Genomic DNA, 20,822 nt, shown 5'->3' on the forward strand with positions numbered 1-20,822 from the left:
TCGTGGTGCTATTTGGCTCGGGCGTCGGCGAGTGCGTTTGCGCCACCGACGATTTCACTGATCTCTTGGGTGATCTGGGCCTGCCGCTCACGGTTCGCCATCAGCGTCAGGGCCTTGATCAAGTCGTCGGCGTTGTCGGTGGCCGACTTCATTGCCCGTTGGCGCGACGCCAGCTCCGACGCCGCGGATTCCAGGAGCGCGGTGTACACGCGGGTGGTCACATACCGCGGCAACAACGCATCGAAAAGTGTTGTCGCATCGGGCTCGAACGAATACAACGTGTGCAGCGCCTCGGGTTCTTCGGCGTATTCGACGACCATCGGCGCCATCCGGTGGGCGGTCGTCGACTGCGACAGCATCGACTTGAATTCCGTGTAGACGATGTGCAACTCGTCGACACCTTGGGATTCGTCGTCGCTGCCTTCGCTGCCGGGAATGAACGCATCCACCAGCGTCGAGGCAACCTCGGCAGCCTTCTCCACCGTGGGTTGCTCCGAGAAGCCGGTCCACGATTCGGTGATGGTCCAGTTGCGGAAACTGTAGTAGCCCAGTGCTTTACGGCCGACTACGTACAGCACGGGAGTCTTGCCTTCCTCCCGCAGGAGGGAAAACAGCTCCTCGGCGCGGCGGAAGACACCGGAGTTGTAGGCGCCACACAGACCGCGGTCCGACGACACCACCAACACGGCGGCCCGCTTGGGCTCGGGCCGTTCGACCAGCAGCGGATGATCGAGCGCTGCCTCGCTGGACAGTGTGGTCAGCATGTTGGTGATCTCTTCGGTGTACGGGCGAGCAGCCTGAAGCCGAGCCTGAGCCTTACCGATACGCGATGTCGCGATCAGCTCCTGGGCTTTGGTGATCTTCTTGATCGCACCGGCGGAACGGATCCGTCCGCGCAACTCGCGAAGTGTGGCAGCCATCGAGTACTACTTCTTCTTCTCTTGCTTCTTCTTGTCTTCCGGCGCCGGCTTGTTGACCTTGACCGACTCCTTGGCCAGGTCCTCTTCGTCGAGAGCCTCGACATGCTCGTCCGGCACCACCGACCCGCCACCCGTAGCGGCGAAGCCCTTCTTGAACTTCTTGATGATCTCCTCAAGCTGGCTCTCGGCCTCTTCGGAAAGCTTTCCGCTATCCCGGATTCCGGTCAGGAACTTCTCCTCGGAGGCCCGCATGTGGTCCAGCAGCTCGGTTTCGAAGCGGCCGACATCCTCGACGGGCACCGAGTCCAGGTGGCCGCCGGTGCCCAGGAAGATCGAAACCACTTGCTCCTCAACGGGCAACGGCTGGTACTGCGGCTGCTTGAGCAATTCCACCAACCGGGCGCCGCGGTCCAGCTGCGCCTTGGAGGTAGCGTCCAGGTCGGAGGCGAACGCGGCGAACGCTTCCAGCTCGCGGTACTGCGACAGATCCAGACGCAGCGACCCGGCCACTTCCTTCATGGCCTTGATCTGCGCCGCGCCACCCACGCGGGATACCGAGACACCGACGTTGATGGCCGGGCGTACACCCTGGTTGAACAGGTCGGATTCCAGGAAGCACTGGCCGTCGGTGATCGAAATGACGTTGGTGGGAATGTAAGCCGAGATGTCGTTGGCCTTGGTCTCGATGATCGGCAGGCCGGTCATCGAACCGCCACCGAGCTCGTCGGACAGCTTGGCACAGCGCTCGAGCAGCCGCGAATGCAGGTAGAACACGTCACCGGGGTAAGCCTCGCGGCCCGGCGGGCGGCGCAGCAGCAGCGAGATCGCGCGGTACGCCTCGGCCTGCTTGCTCAGGTCGTCGAAGACGATCAGCACGTGCTTGCCGTCGTACATCCAGTGCTGCGCGATGGCCGAACCGGTGTACGGCGCAAGCCATTTGAACCCGGCGGAGTCGGATGCCGGCGCCGCGACGATGGTGGTGTAGTCCATCGCGCCACCCTCGTCCAGAGCGCGACGCACCGAGGCGATCGTGGTGCCCTTCTGGCCGATGGCGACGTAAACGCAGCGCACCTGCTTCTTCTCGTCGCCGGTTTCCCAGTTCTGCCGCTGGTTGAGGATGGTGTCGACGCAGACCGCGGTCTTGCCCGTCTTGCGGTCGCCGATGATCAGCTGACGCTGGCCGCGGCCGATCGGGGTCATCGCGTCGATGGCCTTGATTCCGGTCTGCAGCGGCTCGCTGACGCTTTGCCGCTGAACCACCGAGGGCGCCTGGATTTCCAGCGCGCGACGGGTGTCGGTCTCGATGTCGCCCTGGCCGTCGATCGGCTCGCCGAGCGGGTTGACCACCCGACCCAGGAACGCGTCACCGACGGGCACCGAAAGGACCTCGCCGGTGCGCTTGACCTGCTGGCCTTCCTCGATCTTCTCGAAGTCACCCAGGATCACCGCGCCGACGCTGTGCTCGTCGAGGTTGAGCGCGACGCCGAGGACGCCGCCGGAGAACTCCAGCAGCTCCTGCGTCATGACCGAGGGCAAGCCGTCGACGTGCGCGATGCCGTCACCGGCGTCGACGACGCTGCCGACCTCCTCGCGGGAGCTGTCGGAGGTGAAGGAGCCTACGTACTCTTCGATCGCGCTTTGAATGTCATCAGCGGAGATTGTCAACTCGGCCATGGCTTTTCGTCTTCCTACTTGATTTCCGGCGTTCGCGGGGGTGGTGGTGGCTGATTCGGGTTAGTCGGGTAACTGGGCCTCGGCTGCGGCCAGACGCGACGAGAGTGACCCGTCGATCACCTCGTCGGCGACAGCGATGAGTAACCCGCCCAACAGGTCGGCATCGATCTCTAGCTGAACCGTCACCGGATGCCCGTAAATACGACTGAGAACTTCGGTGAGACGGGTGCGCTGGGCATCGCTGAGCTCGGCGGCTGCGCGGACCGCGGCGACGACCTCACCGCGGCGAGCCACCGCAACTTCCGCCAGGAACTGCACGGCCTCTTCCGCCTGCTCACCCCGGAGCAGCTCGACGGTCTGCGACAGCAGCGCGACGACGAGCGGATTGACCGCACTGCCGCTGGAGTCGAGCACCTTGTGCAGCAACTCCACCCGCTTCTCGGCCGGAGTTGCGTAGTCGCCCAACAGAATCGAGAGCCGCGGCTGCGCGTCCAGAATCCGGGAGAACCGAAACAACTGGTCTTCGACCTCGTCGACCTTTCCGTCGCGTTCGGCAACCTCCAGCAGCGCCTGGCGTGACATGTGTTCGATCGCGTCAACCAAGTCGGCGTTGGCAGACCAACGTTGCGAGACGGCCGCGCGCAGCACCTCGAGCGTGGCGTCGCCGACCTTGCCGGACACCAGCCGCTCGAGCAGCCGGATCCGCGGTGCCGCGTCCTCAGCCGGCACGGTCAGGTACCGGGTGACGACGATCTCCTCGTCGAGCAGCTGGCCCACCGACACCAGTTCGCTGGACAGCTTCGAAAGTCCGGGTTTGTCAAGATCTTTGGCAATGATGGTGAACCGGTCCGACAGGTTGCGCAGCGCTTCGCGACTCGACGAACGCATCTTGGTCATCAGCGGGTAGGAGACCTCCGCCGACGCCGGCGCCATTGCCTCGAGTTCGTCCAAAAACCGATCCACGGTGCCAGACTGCTGCGTCGCATCGGCGACGTAGGTCTGTACCAATTCCTTTGCCTGGCGCACGGATTCGTGCCCAAGCTCCAGGCGAAGCTGACGGGTCAGCTGGGCCCGCAGCAGCTCTACCTGGCGAGCACCCTGTCCCGTGATGCGTTCGGCCTCGACTTCGGCCTGCGCGCGCAACTGCTCGGTGATGCGCTGGGCGTCGGTCTTGGCTTCTTCGACGACGTGCTCGGCTTCTGACTTCGCGGACTCCACTGCCTTGCTATGGGCGGTAGTGGATTCCGTCAGCCGGTCGGCAGCCTTGGCCGCGTCTTCCAATTGCTGGCGCACCGTGTTCTGACGAGCGGCCATCAAATTGCGTACTGGCGGCACGACATAACGCACCACCAAGAAAACAATGGCGGCGAATCCGATCAGCTGCCCGATAAACGTCGACATTGATAGTTACCTTGTCGCGGCAGTGGTTGTGACGTCGACGCCGAGGATGCGACTGGCCAACGTTGCCGACATGGTTGCCACGTTGGCACGCAGATCCAATTCCACAGCGTCCCTTTCGCGCTTGAGTTGCTCGGCTGCCGTCTGCACCGTCGAAGCGACCTGTTGCTCGGCTTTGGCCCGCGCGTCCTCGACGACCTTACGACCTTGCGCCCGGGCGTTGTCGCGCAACGACGACGCCTCGACCCGGGCTTCCCTCATGGCGTTCTCGTAATCGGCTTGGGCGGCCTCGAACTGCTCGTTCGCCTTCTTGTTGTCGGTGGCGGTCTTGGCGACCATCGCGTCGCGTTCGCGCAACACCTTCATGACCGGCGGCACGACGAACGTGCCGATGACGGCCAGCACGATCAAGAAGATCGCCAGCACGAAAAAGAAAGTGCCGTTGGGGACGAGGAAGTTGTTGCCTCCCTCGGCTACTGACTGGCTGGACGCCAGAACGCTGCGGCTCGCGTCACCCATCACTGCGAACTAGCCGACGGGGGTGGCGAAGACGAACAGCGCCATGAAGGCCAGGTTGATGAAGTACGCCGCCTCAACCAGACCGACGGTGATGAAGAACGGCGTGAACAACCGGCCTTGCGCTTCCGGCTGACGGGCAATACCCGCAACCAGCGCGTTACCGGCAATACCGTCACCGATACCGGCACCGATTGCGCCGCCGCCCATGATGATTCCACCGCCGATGAGTGCAGCGGCAGCGACTTGGGGGTCCAGGGCCATTCTTATCCTCCTTATAACTGGTAGTTGTCTACCAGGCTTCTGTAATCGTGTGTGGCTCAGGCCGATTCAAAGATGGTCTCAGTCATGGTGATCCTCGATCTCCATGGCTTGGCTGAAGTACAGGATGGTCAGGATCGAGAAGATGAACGCCTGGATCGCGCCGACGAACAGGTCGAACGCTTTCCAGATCGCGTTAGGCGCCCACATGATGTAAGGCGGGAAGAGCGCGATCAGCGCGACGAGGATGCCGCCGGCAAAGATGTTGCCGAAAAGTCGCAGGGACAACGAGATCGGCTTGGCGAGTTCTTCGACGAGGTTGATCGGAGCCAGGAACGCCACGTGGCCCTTGAGCACCGCGAGCGGGTGCCCGACGATGCCGCGTCGCCAGATACCGGCCACGTGGTAGCAGACGAATACGAAAAGAGCCAGTGCGAGTACATAATTGATGTCCGCGGCCGCCGAGCTGAGTAACTCGGTGGTGCGCCCGGATTTGTCGGTGTACTGCAGCGGCAGCACCGACAGCCAGTTGGAGATCAAAATGAACACGAAGATGGTGACCGCCAGCGGCAGGACGAAGGGCGCGATCCGCATCCCGACGGCCGCCTCGATCTGGTCGCGCATCTGGACGGTGATGGCCTCCCAGAACAACTGGACTCCGCTGGGCACCCCGGTCGAGGTGATCTTCGCGCGCAGGTAGAAGGCGAGTGCCAGGACGATCAGAGCGGCGATCCCGGTCGACAGGATCGTGTCGGTGTTGACGGTCAGCCCAAGCCAGGTGGCATGGGTGTGCTCGCCGACCTCGATTGCGCCCTCGGCCAGGAACCTCGTCTCACTCATCGCTGGTGTTCCCTCTTTCGGTACCTTCGGATGCGGGCTCCGCCCAGTCGCCGGCGCGCAGCTTCTTCCAGACCGGCAGGGCGGTCGAGAGCACCAACACCACCTGGAACAGGGCCAAGCCGAACACCACGCCTAAGCCGGCGGGCCGGAAAATGTAAGCAATGATCAGGCCGATGACGGTGATGATCGCCAGCCGAGTCGCCGAGTTCAGCGCCATCGAGCTTTTCATCGGATGTTCTTTCGCCGTTATCGACGCAACGGAGCGACGCACCAGCAGCGCGTTGAGCAAACCCAGCAGCAGTCCGACGCCGAAGAACACTCCGACCATCAGATGACCCGAGAAAGCGGCCCCAGCTACCGCCACCGCGGTGATCGCACCGCAAACCACCAGGAGCCGAGACGGATTGAATGCAACAGACGGAAACACCAACGGCGCGTCCTGCGCTGGTGTCGTCACTGCAGCACCTCAATCCGGGTTGGCGGAGCGGAAAACTTCCGACCGACTGATCGGTAGCCCGCCGAGCGTATCGCACGTCACAGGGGATTCACTCAAGGGGTATCTCCCTGCGTCGGTCGTCGATCGGCACGGTCGGAAAACGATCCGGCGGGCCGACTGGCCGGCAACCCTCACGATTCTTTTTGGGGTTCTACCAGCACCGTACCACAAGGTCAGCGGCACTACTACTGCCCGTCGTAGTCCTCGTCCGGGTAATCGTCGCGGCGGCGCAACAGCGGAATTACCGTCGCGACGCCGGCAACCACGATCGCGCCCAGCATCACCGCGCCGGTATCGCGCGGGTTGAAGAAGATCGTGCTGGCGGCGCCGAACGCGACGATGCCGACCCACAAATAGATGAGCAGTACCACCCGGCGATGCGAATGGCCGATCTGCAGCAACCGATGGTGTAGATGCATCTTGTCGGGGCTGAATGCGCTGCGGCCCGCACGGGTGCGCCGCACGATGGCCAACAGCAGGTCGAGCATCGGCACGAACATCACCGCGACCACCAGCAGGAACGGTGACAGCAGAGCAAAGACGTCACGGGCACCGTAGGCATTTTGCGAGATCGGTCCGGCCGCGGTGGTGGACGCGGCAGCAAGCATCAAGCCGATCAGCATCGAGCCGGAGTCGCCCATGAAGATCTTGGCTTTATGGAAGTTGTGGGGCAGAAAGCCCAGGCAGGCCCCCGCCAGTACGACCGAGATGACGGCCGGCGGATAGAACAGCACGTCGCCGCCATGGTCACGCAGCAGACCGACCGAGAACACGCAGATCGCCAGCGCGGTGATCAGCCCCAGCCCGGCCGCCAGCCCGTCGAGCCCGTCGACAAAGTTCATCGCGTTGACAATCGACACCGTCAGCGCCAGCGTCAGCAGGATCGACGACGCCTGGTCCAGCACGATGGTGCCGACACCCCCGAACGGGATGTACAGCACGCTCCATGCGACACCCATCGTGACCAGCACGCTGGCCGCGGTGATCTGGCCGGCGAATTTCGTCAGGGCGTCCAGGCCCCAGCGGTCGTCGATGAGTCCGATGCCCATGATCACCGCACCCGCCACCAGAACCGCTGGCATGCCGGTGGAATAGACGAAACCGCGGGTGAGCGCCGGGAGCTGGGATGCCAGGAACACCGCGGAGAGAACACCGACGAACATCGCCAGCCCGCCCATGCGTGGGGTCGGCGTGACGTGCACATCGCGCTCGCGTGGGTAGGCGACCGCGCCTAAACGAGTGGCCAGCACCCGCACCGGTCCGGTCACGAAGTAGGTGATGATCGCGGCCGTCAGCCCGACCAACGCCAGCTCGCGCAGCGGGACCCCGGCGCCACGGTCGGACAGGGTGTGCAGACCAGCGGCAACGCTGACGAGATTGCTGGCTGGGTCGCTGGACACCACGAGACCGTACGCCACCTTCCTGAGACCTGAGGTCTCGCTTCATCACCGCTGCGCCGCTAGGCGATCAACCGTCCCGGGTCCATTCCAAGCACTTCCGCGATGCGCTCGACGCTTACCGGTCCGGCGCGCAGCAGGCGCGGAGTGTCGCCGGTGAGGTCAACGATCGTCGAGGCCGCCTGCTGCTGCGAGGGTCCCGCGTCGAGATAGACATCGACGAGATCGCCGAGTTGGTCACGCGCCTCGACGGCGTTCACCGCCGGCGGGTGACCGGAGACGTTGGCGCTGGATACCGCCATCGGCCCGACCTCTCGCAGCAGCTCGATCGCCACCGGGTGCAACGGCATCCGCAGCATCACCGTGCCACGGGCATCCCCGAGATCCCACTGCAGCGATGGCGCTTGGGCCACAACCAGACTCAGCGCACCGGGCCAGAACGCGCGGATCAATTCGCGGGCCCCGTCCGGCATCGTGTACACCAGGCCCTCAATGGTGTGCCACGAACCCACCAACACGCCGACCGGCATGTCGCGCCCGCGGCCCTTTGCCGCCAGCAGCGCGGCCACCGCGGTGTTGTCGAACGCGTCGGCGCCGATGCCGTACACGGTGTCGGTCGGCATCACGACCAGTCGGCCACCCTTGAGCGCTCCAACAGCCGAGCTGATTCCAGCCGAACGCTGTTCGGGCTCAGCACAATTGAACACCTCAGTCACGGGCGCTCCTACAGGCGGTCACGAATCTTGGCCGGCCGGTGAGATCTTGCCGCGCCCGGACGTCTTCGAAAAGACCTGTGCACTTGATCAATTCGACAGTCCGCGACGAGGTGGTGTCGTCGTGCTCGACGGCGAATGCGCCGCCGGGACGCAGCCAGCGTCCAGCGAGGTCCACCACCGCACTGATCACGGTCATGCCGTCCGGGCCGCCGAACACCGCGCGTGGCGGATCGTGCTGGGCGACTTCGGGATCCAGCGCAGCGTCATCCGGTACGTAAGGCGGGTTGGCCACGATCAGGTCGACTCGTCCGTCCAGCTCGGGCAGCAGGCGTTGCTCGGTGACGTCGGCGCGGATCAGCTCGACCGCGGTGCCCTCGACGTTACGCCGCGCATAGTCCAGGGCCGCATCGGAATCGTCGATGGCGATCACCCGCGCCGCCGGCCGATGCCGGGCCAATGTCACCGCCAACGCACCGGATCCCGTGCATAAGTCGACGATCACCGGCGCTGCGCCGAGCCGCCGCGCGATGGCCCACTCCAGAATTGCCTCGGTCTCCGGGCGCGGGATGAAGACGCCGGGGCCGACGTGCAGCAGGACCGGTCCGAACGCCGCGGTTCCGGTGAGATGCTGCAACGGCACTCGCCGCGAGCGGGCGGCGACGATGTCGCGGTATCGCACCACGAACTCGTCATCGATCGACTCGATCAAGGTCAGCCGACCGCGCTCGGCACCTGCCACATGAGCGGCCAATTCCTCGGCATCCCAACGCGCAGAATCTATTCCGGCCTCGGCGAGCACCGCCGCAGCAGAGTCGATTGCGCGCCGCAGGACGGTCATGCCTGTTGCAACCGGGCCTGTTTGTCGGCGGCGCTCAATGCGTCGAACAACGCATCCAGGTCGCCGTCGAGGACCTGGTCGAGATTGTGCGCCTTGAAGTTGATTCGGTGGTCGGCGATCCGGTTCTCTGGGAAGTTGTAGGTCCGGATTCGTTCGCTGCGGTCCACCGTGCGGATCTGGCTCGCGCGGTCCGCCGACGCGTCGGCCGACGCCTGCTCCTCGGCGAGCGCCTGCAGGCGCGCGGCCAGCACCTGCATGGCGCGAATCTTGTTCTGCAGCTGCGATCGTTCGTTCTGGCAGGTCACCACGATCCCGGTGGGCAAGTGGGTGATCCGCACCGCCGAGTCGGTGGTGTTGACGCCCTGCCCGCCCTTGCCGGACGAGCGGTAGACGTCGATGCGCAGATCCGACTCGTCGATCTGCACCTCGCCGACCTCCTCGGGTTCCGGGTAGACGAGCACGCCCGCGGCCGAAGTATGCACGCGCCCTTGGGATTCCGTCACGGGGACGCGCTGCACGCGGTGCACACCGCCCTCGAACTTCAGCCGCGACCACACCCCGTCGGCCGAGTCACCCTTGCTGGCAATCGTCAGCGTCGCGTCCTTGTAGCCACCTAGGTCGGAGGTGGTTTCGTCCAGCATCGTCACGGTCCAGCCGTGCCGCTCGGCGTAGCGGATGTACATCCGGGCCAGATCGGCGGCGAACAACGCCGATTCCTCCCCGCCCTCACCGGATTTCACCTCGAGCACGACGTCGTCGGCGTCATGCGGGTCGCGCGGCGCGAGCATGTCGGTCAGTTGCGTGTCCAATTCGGCGACCCGCGTTTCCAGTTCGACGACCTCGTCGGCGAACGACGCGTCGTCGGCAGCCAGCTCGCGCGCGGCCTCCAGGTCGCCACGGGCCGCCGCCAGCTTGCGATGCGTCGCGACGATCGGGGCCAACCGAGCGAATCGGCGTCCGGCCTTGCGAGCCTCGTCGGGATTGCTGTGCAGCTCAGGGTCGGCCAGTCGCCGCTCCAGTTCGGCGTGTTCGGCAAGCAGCACGTCAATCGTCTGTACCGGCTGCGTCATCTCACACCTCCTCCCCCGGTCCCACCGAGCTTATTTACCGCAAACGCGAACCGACGCCCGGCCTGCGCAGCTTCGTGCACAGTTCGGGCGTCGGTAAGGCAGCTATTTGTCGGCCGATTCGGCCTTGTCGGCTCCGCCCTTACGCTTTCCGTAGCGCTTTTCGAAGCGCGCCACGCGGCCACCGCTGTCCAGAATCTTCTGCTTGCCGGTGTAGAACGGGTGGCACTGCGAGCAAACCTCGACGGTGATGTGACCGCCGTCTTTGGTGCTACGCGTCTGGAACGTGTTACCGCAACCGCAGAGCACGGTGGTCTCCCCGTAGGCGGGATGAATGTCAGCTTTCATGATGTCCTCTTCGATCGTTGTCGCCCCGGCGCGAACTCCTGGGACCTGAACTGGTCCTTGGGGGTAGTCGACCGTCGATTATGCCAGGTCAACCTACATCAGCCCAAACAGCGAGATACGCCCGCGCATTCCCGGCGGCGGTCAGCCTGGGACGCTAGTCGTTGTCCATGTTCCCCGGTGTCGTCTTGGACACCTGGACCAGGAACTCGTAGTTGGTCTTGGTCTTGCGCAGCTGCGACATCAGCAGGTCGATGGCCTGGTGGGAGTCCAGACCCGACAGCACGCGGCGCAGTTTGTGCACAATGCCGAACTCGTCGGGCGAGAGCAACAGCTCGTCCTTGCGAGTACCGGACGGGTTGACGTCGACCGCCGGGAACACCCGACGCTCGGAGATCTTGCGGTCCAGCTTGAGCTCGGCGTTGCCGGTGCCCTTGAACTCCTCGAAAATAACCGTGTCACCGGTGGACCCGGTCTCGACCATCGCCGTGGCGATGATGGTCAGCGATCCGCCTTCCTCGATGTTGCGCGCCGCACCGAGGAAGCGTTTCGGCGGGTACAGCGCAGTGGAGTCGACACCACCGGACAGGATGCGGCCCGACGCGGGTGACGCGTTGTTGTACGCGCGGCCCAGGCGGGTGATCGAGTCCAGTAGCACCACGACGTCCTTGCCCTGCTCGACGAGCCGCTTGGCGCGTTCGATCGCCAGCTCGGCGACCGACGTGTGGTCTGACGGCGGCCGGTCGAAGGTCGAGGCGATGACCTCGCCCTTCACCGAACGCGTCATGTCGGTGACCTCTTCAGGTCGCTCGTCGACGAGCACGACCATCAGGTGGCATTCCGGGTTGTTCTTGGTGATCGCGTTGGCGATGTCCTGCAGGATCGTGGTCTTACCGGCCTTGGGGGGCGACACGATCAGGGCACGCTGACCCTTACCGATCGGCATGATCAGATCGATGACCCGCGTGGTCAGCCGGTCGGGGGTGGTTTCCAGGCGCAGCCGCTGATTGGGGTAGAGCGGCGTCAACTTCTGGAAATCGGGACGCTTTTTGACGTCTTCGACCGGTCCACCGTTGACACTGTCCAGGCGAACCAGCGGATTGAATTTCTGCCGCTGGTTGGGCTGCTCGCCCTCTTTGGGCACCCGCACCGCGCCGGTCACGGCGTCGCCGCGGCGCAGGCCGTTCTTGCGCACCATATTCATGGACACATAGACGTCGTGCGGGCCGGCCAGATATCCCGAAGTGCGCACGAAGGCGTAATTGTCGAGGACGTCAAGAATGCCGGCTACCGGTTGAACGACGTCATCCTCACGCAGTTCGGCCTCGCCACCGCCGCCGCCCTCGCCGGAGCGCTCACCGCGACGCCGGCGGTCACGGAACCGGCGGCCACGCCGGCCCCCACGGCCGTCGCCGTCGTCATCCTGCTGGTTCGAGGCGCCGCGGCCTTGCTGGCTGCCCGAGCCTTGCTGATCGCCGGAATCTGATCCGCGGTCGTCGTTCTTGGATTCCTTGTTGCCCTGGCCTTGGCCGGCGTCGCGCTTGTCAGCCTGGTTGCCGTCGCGCTTGTCGGCTTGGCCGCCGTCGCGCTTGTCGGCCTCGCGAGCAGCGGTGCCGTTGCGGCTCGCCGAGCCCTCGCCGTCCGCCTCGTCGGCGGTGCGGGGGGCCGATCCCGCTTCGCGGGAGGCGCCGCGCCGTTCCCGGCGCTGGCTGCCCTCGTTCGCCGAATCCTTCTGTTCCCCTTGGGCAGTCGGTTCTTCGGCGGCAGTTTTCTCTTGGTTCTTGTCCTGTTCGGACTTGCCGGTGTCCTCGGACGGGGTGGCGGCGGATTTGCCGTTGGTCTGTCCCCTGATTTCCTTGATCGCGGCAATAAGTTCGTTCTTACGCATCCCCGACGTGCCCTTGACGCCGGCCTGATTAGCCAGCGCACGCAGTTCGGGCAGCACCATGGTGGACAGGGAGCCGGCCGAAACGTTGGTTTTCACGTCCGGAGTGTCGGTGGTCACGGCGTTCGGCAGCTGATTGCTGTCGGTACTCTCGTCAGCCGTGAACAGGTCCGTATCAGTCACGGATTTCCTTTCTTTCCCTCGTTGATCACGTCATACGAGGGGTTCGTCGCATTCAGCCAAATTGCCGAGTGCACCCAATCATCGACTCTGCAACGGTGATCGCCTGGGATGGCGGAGAAAACGGCGAACCTCGTCCACGAGAAGAATTGGTGTTATCCCAGCGGCAAGGCAGTATGTATGCAGATGCAGATGCTGCGATTGCTGGACGATGCCGAGGATAACCCGCATCTGTGCTCGAAGCAAGCAAACCCTCCGGTGAGCTTGTGGATTAGCGTGCGACTGTGACACCGGGGCTCCAGCGAGCCCCTTCGCCGACCGTCACCTCGGTGATGGTGAATCCATGGGCAACGCCGCAGTCCAACGCCTCCGAAGGCAACTCCGACTCGGTAGTCAATGCGATAACGGACGGACCCGCCCCAGAAAGCGTCGCTGACACATTAAGACGCCGCAGCAGCCGCAGATATTCCGCCGACGCCGGCATGGCCGGGGCCCGTTGCGGCTGATGAAGGACATCTTCGGTGGCCGCCATCAGCAGATCCGGGCGTTGGGTCAGCGCGACCACCAGTAACGCGGCGCGGCTGACGTTGAATCGTGCATCCTCGTGGCTGACCTGGGCGGGCAGCAGTACCCGCGTCTCGGCGGTCGATGACCGCTCCTCGGGGATCGCGCAGAACAGGCGGATATCGGGGTGCAGCGCCAGCGGGACGGCCGAGTAAGCCGGCGCGTCGTCGGCCCGCTCGGTCCACGAAACCACCGCGCCGCCCAGCACCGCGGCCGCGGCATTGTCGGGGTGACCCTCGAACTCCGAGGACAGCTGGATCAGCTGAGCCTCGTTGAATGGGGTGGAATCAGTCTGCGCGACAAGGCCATTGACCGCGGCAAGGCCGCTGACCACCGCCGCCGCGGACGACCCGAGACCGCGAGAATGCGGGATGGCATTGCGACAGCGCACCGCCAGGCCGGCCGCACGGACCCCGGCGGCCTGTAGCCCGCGCTCGATGGCGCGCACCACCAGGTGCTCGGGCCCCAGCGGCACCTGGCCGGCGCCCTCTCCCTCGACCTCGACGACCAAGCCGGAATCGGTTGTCTCCAGCACGATCTCGTCGTACAGACTCAATGCGAGACCGATGCTGTCGAAACCCGGCCCAAGATTGGCGCTGGACGCCGACACCACGGCGCTGGCCACCAGCCCGGCGGGCAGCAGCTGATTCACCGGCCAGCGCTCGGATCTAATGCGTGCCGACCCGCTTCGCCCGGCTTCGCCGCGCTTGCGATCGTCACGACGCGAGTCCCAACTTCTCGACGACTAGTACAGGATCCACCGGCAGCGGGGAAACGCTCGGCATATCCTTCAGCGCCGTGTCGGGGTCCTTCAGACCGTTGCCGGTGACCGTGCACACCACGGTCGACCCGCGGGGCACCCAGCCGTCTTCGACAGACTTGAGCAGGCCCGCGATGCTGGCCGCCGAGGCGGGCTCGACGAACACGCCCTCGGATTCGGCCACCAGGTGGTAGGCCGCCAGGATCTCCTCGTCGGTCGCCGCCAGGAAGCGGCCATTGGATTGCTCCTGAGCCGCAACGGCGGCCGTCCACGACGCCGGCGAACCGATCCGGATCGCGGTGGCGATGGTCTCGGGGTTCTTGACGGGTTTCCCGTGCACCAGCGGTGCGGCTCCGGCCGCCTGGGTGCCCAGCATGCGCGGCAGCTTCTCGAACACGCCGTCCTGGTGGTACTCGGTGTAGCCCTTCCAATACGCGGTGATGTTGCCGGCGTTGCCGACGGGCAGCGAGTGGATGTCGGGCGCGGTGCCCAGCGCGTCCACGATCTCGAACGCCGCCGTCTTCTGGCCCTCGATACGCACCGGGTTGACCGAGTTGACCAACGAGATTGTCGGGAAGTCGGCGGCCATCTTGCGGGCCAGCTCTAGGCAATCGTCGAAGTTGCCGTCGATCTGAATGATCTTGGCGCCGTGCATAACCGCCTGCGCGAGCTTGCCCATCGCGATCTTGCCCTGAGGTATCAGGACCGCGCAGGTGATGCCGGCGCGCGCCGCATAGGCCGCCGCCGACGCCGAGGTGTTTCCGGTGGATGCGCACAGCACAGCCTGCTGTCCGCGCGCCACGGCGTCGGTGACCGCCATCGTCATGCCCCGGTCCTTGAAGGAGCCGGTGGGGTTGAGCCCCTCCACCTTCAGGTGGACCGTGCAGCCGGTCTGCTCCGACAGCCGGGTGGCCGGGATCAACGGCGTGCCACCCTCGAGCAGTGTGATCGCCGTCCAGTCGGCGCCGACCGGCAACCGGTCGCGGTAGGCGGCGATCAGGCCCGGCCAGGGCTTGTGGACGGCGGTGCGCGGCGTGCTCATATGCTGGTTCCTTCCAGTCTCAGCACGCTTGCCACACTCTGCACGACGTCCAAATCGGCCAGCGCATCAACGGTTTCCGATAGTGCGGCATCGGTGGCGCTGTGCGTGACCACCACGATGCGCGCCCCCACGCGCCGCCCGCCCTCGTCCGCGACGCCTTCCTGACGGACCTCGGCGATGCTGACCTCGCGCTTGGCGAATTCGGCCGCCACCGAGGACAACACACCGGGCTTGTCCGCGACGTTCATGCTCACGTAGTAGCGCGTGGAGATGAAACCCATTGGTGCGATCGGCAACTGGGCGTATTTCGACTCTTTCGGCCCGCGACTGCCCAGCACCCGGTTGCGAGCGGCCATCACCAGGTCACCGGTCACCGCGGATGCGGTCGGCGCACCACCGGCCCCCTGGCCGTAGAACATCAGCCGGCCCGCCGCCTCGGCTTCCACCACCACAGCGTTGAAAGCGCCGTTGACGGTGGCCAGCGGATGTTCCAGCGGCACCAGTGCGGGGTAGACGCGCGCCGAAACCCGTTGCTGGCCATCGTCGGTCGTGATGCGCTCGCAGATCGACAGCAGCTTGATCGTGCAGCCCAACGCGTGCGCGGACGCGAAGTCGGCCGGGGTGATCTTGGTGATGCCTTCGCGATAGACGTCGTCGGCGGTCACCCGGGTGTGGAAGGCGATGGACGCCAGGATCGCGGCCTTGGCCGCCGCGTCGTAGCCTTCGACGTCCGCGGTGGGATCGGCTTCCGCGTAGCCCAGCGCACTGGCGTCGGCCAAGGCGCTGTCGTAGTCGGTTCCGGTGCTGTCCATCGCGGACAGGATGTAGTTGGTGGTGCCGTTGACGATGCCGGCCACCCGGACCACCGTGTCACCGGCCAACGACTGGGTGAGCGGACGGATCACCGGGATCGCGCCCGCGACCGCCGCCTCGAAATACAGGTCGACATGCGCGTTTTCGGCTGCCTGAGCCAGTTCGCCGGTCGAGGTGGCCAACAGTGCCTTATTGGCAGTCACGACCGACTTGCCGTGCTCAAGTGCGGCCAGGATTGCCTTGCGCGACGGCTCGACCGGACCCATCAACTCCACGACGATGTCGACGTCTTCCCGCGAGACCAGCTCTTCGACGTTGTCGGTGAGCAGTTCGACGGGCACACCGCGGTCATCAGCGACGCGCCGTACCCCGATGCCGCGCAGCGCAAGGGGAGCGCCGACCCGGGCCGCGAGGTCGTCCGCGCTCTCCTCGATGATGCGGACCACTTCGCTGCCGACGTTGCCCAACCCGAGTACCGCTACGCCGACTGGCTTTGCATTACCCGACACAGTCACCTCACTTCCAGACTCAGCAGATCGTCGACCGTCTCGCGGCGCAGGATCACCCGCGCCCGCCCATCGCGAACCGCGACCACGGCAGGCCGGCAGATCATGTTGTATCGGCTCGACAGCGAATAGCAGTAGGCGCCGGTCGCGGCCACCCCGAGCAGGTCCCCCGGCCCCAGGTCGCCGGGCACCCAGGCGTCGCGCACCACGATATCGCCGCTCTCGCAGTGCTTTCCGACGATGCGGGCCAGCGCCGCCGGTGCGTCGCTGACTCTGGACACCAGCCGGGCGTCATACTGCGCGTCGTAGAGCGCGGTGCGGATGTTGTCGCTCATGCCGCCGTCGACGCTGACATAGCGCCGGATGGCCGTCGTGCTGACCTCGACGTCCTTGACGGTGCCGACCTCGTAGAGCGTGATGGTCCCCGGTCCGGCGATGGCGCGTCCCGGCTCGACCACCAGCCGGGGCGTGGGCAGACCCACGGCCGCGGCCTCGTTGTTGATGATCGCACTCAGCTTGGCCGCGAGTTCGGACATCGGCGGCGGGTCGTCGGAGGCCAGGTACGAAATGCCAAGGCCGCCACCGAGATCGACGGTGGAGATCTGCGCGGTCTTTTCGACCCCGAACGCCGCGACGACCTCCTGCAGCAGGCCGAGGACTCGGCGTGCGGCCAGCTCGAATCCGGCCACGTCGAAGATCTGCGAACCGATGTGGCTGTGCAGGCCAACCAGCCGCAGGTGATCGGTCGCGAACACCCGCTCCACCGCAGCCATCGCCGCGCCGCCGGCGACCGACAGGCCGAACTTCTGGTCCTCGTGCGCGGTGGAGATGAACTCGTGGGTGTGTGCCTCGACGCCGACCGTGAGTCGCACGAAGACGTCCTGGACGACGCCGGCCTCCCCCGCGATGGTTTCGAGGCGCTCGATTTCGGTCATCGAGTCCACGACGATGTGGCCCACACCGGCTTTGACCGCGGTCGTCAACTCCGCGACAGATTTGTTGTTGCCGTGCAGGGTGATTCGCTCCGGCGGGAAGTTGGCGTGCAGCGCAACGGCCAGTTCCCCGCCGGTGCACACGTCAAGGCAGAGGCCCTCTTCGTCGATCCAGCGCGCAATCTCGGTGCACAGGAACGCCTTCGCGGCGTAGTGGACATTGGCGCCGCCGCCGAACGCCGACGCGATCTCTGCGCAGCGGGAGCGGAAGTCGTCCTCGTCGATGACGAACAGTGGAGTTCCGTACTCCTGGGCCAGCTCGGTCACCGGGACCCCGGCGATGACAGCTACCCCGGCGTCATTGCGAACCATGTTGTGCGGCCAGACATTCGGTGCCAGCCCCAGCAGCTCCTCCGGAGACTGTGGCCGGGGCGGGCTGTCCGGGTGACGGACTTCTTCGGCATGCCGGGGACCGGCGGGATGGACGTTCACATTCTCTCCGGGGCGCTGACGCCGAGTATTGCCAGTCCGTTGGCGATGACCTGCCGCGTGGCCTGGCACAACGCCAGCCGGGCGATATGCAGGTCCGTGGGTTGTTCGTCGCCCTGGGGCAATACCCGGCACGAGTCGTAGAACCGATGGTAGTCACCGGCAAGGTCTTCCAGGTAACGACAGATCCGGTGTGGTTCGCGCAGCGACGCCGCGGTGTCGAGCACCCGGGGAAACTCGCCGATGGTGCGCAGCAGCGCACCCTCCTTGTCGTGGCTGAGCAATTCGAGATGTCCGGTGTCGGGAATCAAGCCGAGCTCGGCGGCGTTGCGGGCCAGCGCCGAGAGCCGGGCATGCGCATATTGCACGTAATAGACCGGGTTTTCATTCGACGCAGAGGACCACAGCGCGAGATCGATGTCGATCGCGGTGTCCACCGACGAGCGGATCAGGCTGTAGCGGGCGGCGTCGACACCGAGCGCGTCCACCAGGTCGTCGAGCGTGATCACGGTGCCGGCCCGCTTGCTCATCCGCACCGGCTGGCCGTCGCGCACCAGGTTGACCATCTGCCCGATCAGCACCTCGACGGTCGCGGGATCGTCACCGAACGCCGCCGCCGCGGCCTTGAGCCGCGCGATGTAGCCGTGGTGGTCGGCACCGAGCATGTAGATGCACAAGTCGAAGCCGCGTTGACGCTTGTCCAGGTAGTACGCGATGTCCCCGGCGATGTAGGCGGGCTTGCCGTCGCTCTTGATTACGACGCGGTCCTTGTCGTCACCAAAAGCGCTGCTGCGCAACCAACTTGCGCCATCCTTGTCGTAGATGTTGCCGGCCTCGCGCAGCCGGGCGATGGCCTCGTCGACGCGCCCGCTGGTGTGCATCGAGTCCTCGTGGGTGTACACGTCGAAGTCGGTGCCGAATTCGTGCAGCGTCTTTTTGATGTGGTTGAACATCAGGTCGACGCCGATCGCGCGGAAGGTCTCGTGCATCTCGGCGTCGGGCAGCTCCAGCGCGTCGGGCGCCTTCTGCAGTACCTGGGCGGCGATGTCGTTGATGTAACTGCCGGCGTAGCCGTCCTGCGGCGTGGGTTCGCCCTTGGCCGCGGCGATCAGCGAGTTGGCGAAGCGGTCGATCTGGGCGCCGTGGTCGTTGAAGTAGTACTCGCGCGTGACGTCGGCGCCCTGCGTGGACAGCAGCCGGCCCAGCGCATCGCCGACGGCCGCCCAGCGGGTACCGCCGATGTGGATCGGTCCGGTCGGGTTGGCCGAGACGAACTCCAGATTGATCTTGGTGCCCGACAGCGTGTCGGAGTAGCCGTACCGGTCGCCCGCGTCGATCACATCGTCGACGACCTTGGCCTGCGCCGACGCCTCGAGACGCAGGTTGATGAAGCCCGGCCCGGCCACTTCCGCCGAGGAGACACCGTCGGCGCCGGCCAGCGCCTCGGCCAGCCATCCGGCCAGTTCACGCGGGTTCGCACCGACCTTCTTGCCCAGCTGCATCGCCAGGTTGCTCGCGTAATCGCCGTGTTCGGGATTGCGTGGCCGCTGCACCGTGACCGTTGCCGGTAGCGCCGACGCGTCGAGTCCACGCTCGGCCAGCACCGCGGATGCTGTGGCTTTGAGCAGCTCAGCCAGGTCAGCGGGGGTCACGAGCGTCCATCCTATTGGTTAGCGCGCCTACGCCCCGAATCCATTGCGATGTCAGGGCGGCCACCTGGATGCGTTAGTCTGTCGGGGCCGATTGGTGCGACGACTTAGTCGTAGCGCCCCCGTAGCTCAGGGGATAGAGCGTCTGCCTCCGGAGCAGAAGGCCGCAGGTTCGAATCCTGCCGGGGGCACAGGTTCCGCCGCAGGTCACAGGCTATTTGGGTGCCCTGCTGGGTTGCACGAAACTCAGCCGCACCCTATCCTTCGACGTTCGCTGGTCCCGCCGACCTGCGGCAAAATTTGCTCAGCCGTCTCCGGCGCGTCGTTCCCGCGTGTCGCCCAGTGAGTACCGTTGTCGTGTGATCGGTCGCAACTTGCTCGACGGTTTCGAACCGACCGCTCGGCGCTGGCTCAAAGCCTCGTTTGTTAGCGGGATCGCATTCTCAGTCTTTCTGATATGGCTCGATGCGTTCTCGCCGCGCGCGCTACGCACCTGGTGGCACGGGTTGAGTCTCGGCTACACGAATAATATTCTGGCAGCGGCGACCGGCTTTCTCATCGGCGTGCCGGTCACCGTGGTAGTGATTGATAGATTCAAATCGAATTTGGCCGAAAAGATACAAACTGAAGCACAAATTGCGTCAGTAAATCGGGTCTCAAAAGCAGCTTGGCGGGATTTTGCCGAAGCGGTAGACGAATTTTGCAACGATGAACGTGTAGAGGCTGTAAATCACCGACAAGACCGTCCTACTGCAACTGATCAACTTCAAGCCGAGCACGATCTTATTATCGAGCGCCTACAAGCCTGTCGCGCCGCGATCGCTAGCAACCCTAACTCAGCGTTGGCCGAGATCGCTAATCTGAAACCTTTCCTCGCATCTCATTCGACGACGCTTGAAGCGAGACGACGTGCTGTCGATCAACAATTTGGAACCAAGTATTATGTGCGGCGCAATTGGAATTACATCGTTTCGCGATGGCGAGTTTTGGACGAATACGTCAGAGTGAGAAGAATTGAGTTCGAGTTAGAACCTATACCTCGAAATTACTACGAGACCATTCTCGATGCTCTTAGCTCGGGCGACGACAACGATCTCTATGGATTCCTTGACGCTCATAGCGGCGCAAAGTCGTCTCGGTGGCGCGGAATCGCGGCAATTCTTGACTTGCAACACATCGTTGATATCGCTATTGGTATGCCCGACGCGCAGCTAGCTAACATGTTGGCGAACCATTACGACGACTGGATTGGTCCTGGACTTAAGCAATATTGGACTAAGGCTCTCGGGGCGCATATCTTTCTCACGTCACTCGAGATGAGGGTTCAAACGGTTACCCTTTCGGGTTGGCCCCAGAACGCAACAAGGCCGCGACGCCAGGCTGTTACTGACAGCGAAACGAGCGGCAACGTGGCAGTGCCGAGCGAACCGGCGGCTCAGCCGACGACAGTCGAACAATCCCCTACCGACGAAGAAAACAAAGTGCCCACGGAGGGGCAAGAATCGCCGGTTTTGTCGGACGACAACAAGTGAGC

General features: G+C 64.8%; 19 protein-coding genes and 1 tRNA gene. 2 read left to right on the forward strand and 18 right to left on the reverse strand.

Features of this window, described 5'->3' with window-relative positions:
• Positions 1 to 8 precede the first annotated feature (8 nt).
• The 18 genes from AAHS21_RS26775 to argS all read right to left on the reverse strand — a co-directional run bounded on the left by AAHS21_RS26775 (position 9) and on the right by argS (position 19,291).
• The gene (locus AAHS21_RS26775) at positions 9 to 920 is read right to left on the reverse strand and encodes a F0F1 ATP synthase subunit gamma (protein ID WP_342930542.1); all 912 of its coding nucleotides are present in this window, start codon (positions 918 to 920) and stop codon (positions 9 to 11) included.
• Between the two features lie 6 nt (positions 921 to 926).
• The gene (atpA, locus tag AAHS21_RS26780) at positions 927 to 2,594 is read right to left on the reverse strand and encodes a F0F1 ATP synthase subunit alpha (RefSeq protein WP_096289563.1); all 1,668 of its coding nucleotides are present in this window, start codon (positions 2,592 to 2,594) and stop codon (positions 927 to 929) included.
• Between the two features lie 60 nt (positions 2,595 to 2,654).
• Positions 2,655 to 3,995: a F0F1 ATP synthase subunit B/delta gene (locus AAHS21_RS26785; protein ID WP_342930543.1), complete on the reverse strand. Its 1,341-nt coding sequence runs from the start codon at positions 3,993 to 3,995 to the stop codon at positions 2,655 to 2,657.
• Between the two features lie 6 nt (positions 3,996 to 4,001).
• Positions 4,002 to 4,511, reverse strand: a complete 510-nt coding sequence (locus tag AAHS21_RS26790; RefSeq protein ID WP_342930544.1) for a F0F1 ATP synthase subunit B — start codon at positions 4,509 to 4,511, stop codon at positions 4,002 to 4,004.
• Between the two features lie 9 nt (positions 4,512 to 4,520).
• Positions 4,521 to 4,766, reverse strand: a complete 246-nt coding sequence (locus AAHS21_RS26795; protein ID WP_090609504.1) for a F0F1 ATP synthase subunit C — start codon at positions 4,764 to 4,766, stop codon at positions 4,521 to 4,523.
• Between the two features lie 84 nt (positions 4,767 to 4,850).
• A complete protein-coding gene (atpB, locus tag AAHS21_RS26800) occupies positions 4,851 to 5,609 on the reverse strand; it encodes a F0F1 ATP synthase subunit A (protein WP_096289566.1) in 759 nt (252 codons plus the stop codon).
• Positions 5,602 to 6,066, reverse strand: coding sequence for an ATP synthase subunit I (locus AAHS21_RS26805; protein ID WP_342930545.1), 465 nt, complete (start codon positions 6,064 to 6,066; stop codon positions 5,602 to 5,604). Before AAHS21_RS26805 ends, atpB begins: the two co-directional genes overlap by 8 nt.
• A 224-nt stretch (positions 6,067 to 6,290) precedes the next feature.
• A complete protein-coding gene (locus AAHS21_RS26810; protein ID WP_342930546.1) occupies positions 6,291 to 7,523 on the reverse strand; it encodes an MraY family glycosyltransferase in 1,233 nt (410 codons plus the stop codon).
• Positions 7,524 to 7,564: 41 nt separating this feature from the next.
• Entirely contained in the window at positions 7,565 to 8,218 is a 654-nt protein-coding gene (locus AAHS21_RS26815) for an L-threonylcarbamoyladenylate synthase (protein ID WP_342930547.1), read from the reverse strand.
• The gene (gene prmC / locus AAHS21_RS26820; protein ID WP_342930548.1) at positions 8,211 to 9,056 is read right to left on the reverse strand and encodes a peptide chain release factor N(5)-glutamine methyltransferase; all 846 of its coding nucleotides are present in this window, start codon (positions 9,054 to 9,056) and stop codon (positions 8,211 to 8,213) included. Before prmC ends, AAHS21_RS26815 begins: the two co-directional genes overlap by 8 nt.
• On the reverse strand, positions 9,053 to 10,126 hold the full coding sequence (gene prfA / locus AAHS21_RS26825; protein ID WP_342930549.1) for a peptide chain release factor 1: 1,074 nt from the start codon (positions 10,124 to 10,126) through the stop codon (positions 9,053 to 9,055). The genes prmC and prfA overlap by 4 nt, the downstream gene beginning before the upstream one ends.
• A 102-nt stretch (positions 10,127 to 10,228) precedes the next feature.
• Positions 10,229 to 10,471 carry a 50S ribosomal protein L31 gene (rpmE, locus tag AAHS21_RS26830; protein WP_342930550.1) on the reverse strand — a complete coding sequence of 81 codons (243 nt, stop codon included), beginning with the start codon at positions 10,469 to 10,471 and terminating at the stop codon, positions 10,229 to 10,231.
• A 154-nt stretch (positions 10,472 to 10,625) separates the two neighbouring features.
• Positions 10,626 to 12,536: a transcription termination factor Rho gene (gene rho, locus AAHS21_RS26835; RefSeq protein WP_342930551.1), complete on the reverse strand. Its 1,911-nt coding sequence runs from the start codon at positions 12,534 to 12,536 to the stop codon at positions 10,626 to 10,628.
• Positions 12,537 to 12,804: 268 nt separating this feature from the next.
• Positions 12,805 to 13,740, reverse strand: coding sequence for a homoserine kinase (gene thrB, locus AAHS21_RS26840; RefSeq protein WP_342930599.1), 936 nt, complete (start codon positions 13,738 to 13,740; stop codon positions 12,805 to 12,807).
• Between the two features lie 73 nt (positions 13,741 to 13,813).
• A complete protein-coding gene (gene thrC / locus AAHS21_RS26845; RefSeq protein WP_342930552.1) occupies positions 13,814 to 14,899 on the reverse strand; it encodes a threonine synthase in 1,086 nt (361 codons plus the stop codon).
• Positions 14,896 to 16,221 (reverse strand): homoserine dehydrogenase, encoded by a 1,326-nt coding sequence (locus tag AAHS21_RS26850; protein WP_342930553.1) that lies wholly within the window; start codon positions 16,219 to 16,221, stop codon positions 14,896 to 14,898. The genes thrC and AAHS21_RS26850 overlap by 4 nt, the downstream gene beginning before the upstream one ends.
• Before the next feature lie 2 nt (positions 16,222 to 16,223).
• A complete protein-coding gene (lysA, locus tag AAHS21_RS26855; protein WP_342930554.1) occupies positions 16,224 to 17,642 on the reverse strand; it encodes a diaminopimelate decarboxylase in 1,419 nt (472 codons plus the stop codon).
• A complete protein-coding gene (argS, locus tag AAHS21_RS26860) occupies positions 17,639 to 19,291 on the reverse strand; it encodes an arginine--tRNA ligase (RefSeq protein WP_342930555.1) in 1,653 nt (550 codons plus the stop codon). The genes lysA and argS overlap by 4 nt, the downstream gene beginning before the upstream one ends.
• 115 nt (positions 19,292 to 19,406) lie before the next feature.
• On the opposite strand from argS, the gene AAHS21_RS26865 reads away from it, so the two are divergent.
• Positions 19,407 to 19,479 (forward strand) — tRNA-Arg (locus AAHS21_RS26865).
• 168 nt (positions 19,480 to 19,647) lie between these two features.
• Positions 19,648 to 20,820, forward strand: coding sequence for a hypothetical protein (locus AAHS21_RS26870; RefSeq protein WP_342930556.1), 1,173 nt, complete (start codon positions 19,648 to 19,650; stop codon positions 20,818 to 20,820).
• The last annotated feature ends 2 nt before the right edge of the window (positions 20,821 to 20,822 follow it).

This window comes from Mycobacterium sp. 050272 (assembly GCF_039023525.1).
GTDB lineage: Bacteria > Actinomycetota > Actinomycetes > Mycobacteriales > Mycobacteriaceae > Mycobacterium.

Bases quoted from the DNA above. Each gene is read 5' to 3' on its own strand.
- AAHS21_RS26775 (WP_342930542.1), bottom strand. From the start codon at position 920: ATGGCTGCCACACTTCGCGAGTTGCGCGGACGGATCCGTTCCGCCGGT.
- atpA (WP_096289563.1), bottom strand. From the start codon at position 2,594: ATGGCCGAGTTGACAATCTCCGCTGATGACATTCAAAGCGCGATCGAA.
- AAHS21_RS26785 (WP_342930543.1), bottom strand. From the start codon at position 3,995: ATGTCGACGTTTATCGGGCAGCTGATCGGATTCGCCGCCATTGTTTTC.
- AAHS21_RS26790 (WP_342930544.1), bottom strand. From the start codon at position 4,511: ATGGGTGACGCGAGCCGCAGCGTTCTGGCGTCCAGCCAGTCAGTAGCC.
- atpB (WP_096289566.1), bottom strand. From the start codon at position 5,609: ATGAGTGAGACGAGGTTCCTGGCCGAGGGCGCAATCGAGGTCGGCGAG.
- prmC (WP_342930548.1), bottom strand. From the start codon at position 9,056: ATGACCGTCCTGCGGCGCGCAATCGACTCTGCTGCGGCGGTGCTCGCC.
- prfA (WP_342930549.1), bottom strand. From the start codon at position 10,126: ATGACGCAGCCGGTACAGACGATTGACGTGCTGCTTGCCGAACACGCC.
- rpmE (WP_342930550.1), bottom strand. From the start codon at position 10,471: ATGAAAGCTGACATTCATCCCGCCTACGGGGAGACCACCGTGCTCTGC.
- thrC (WP_342930552.1), bottom strand. From the start codon at position 14,899: ATGAGCACGCCGCGCACCGCCGTCCACAAGCCCTGGCCGGGCCTGATC.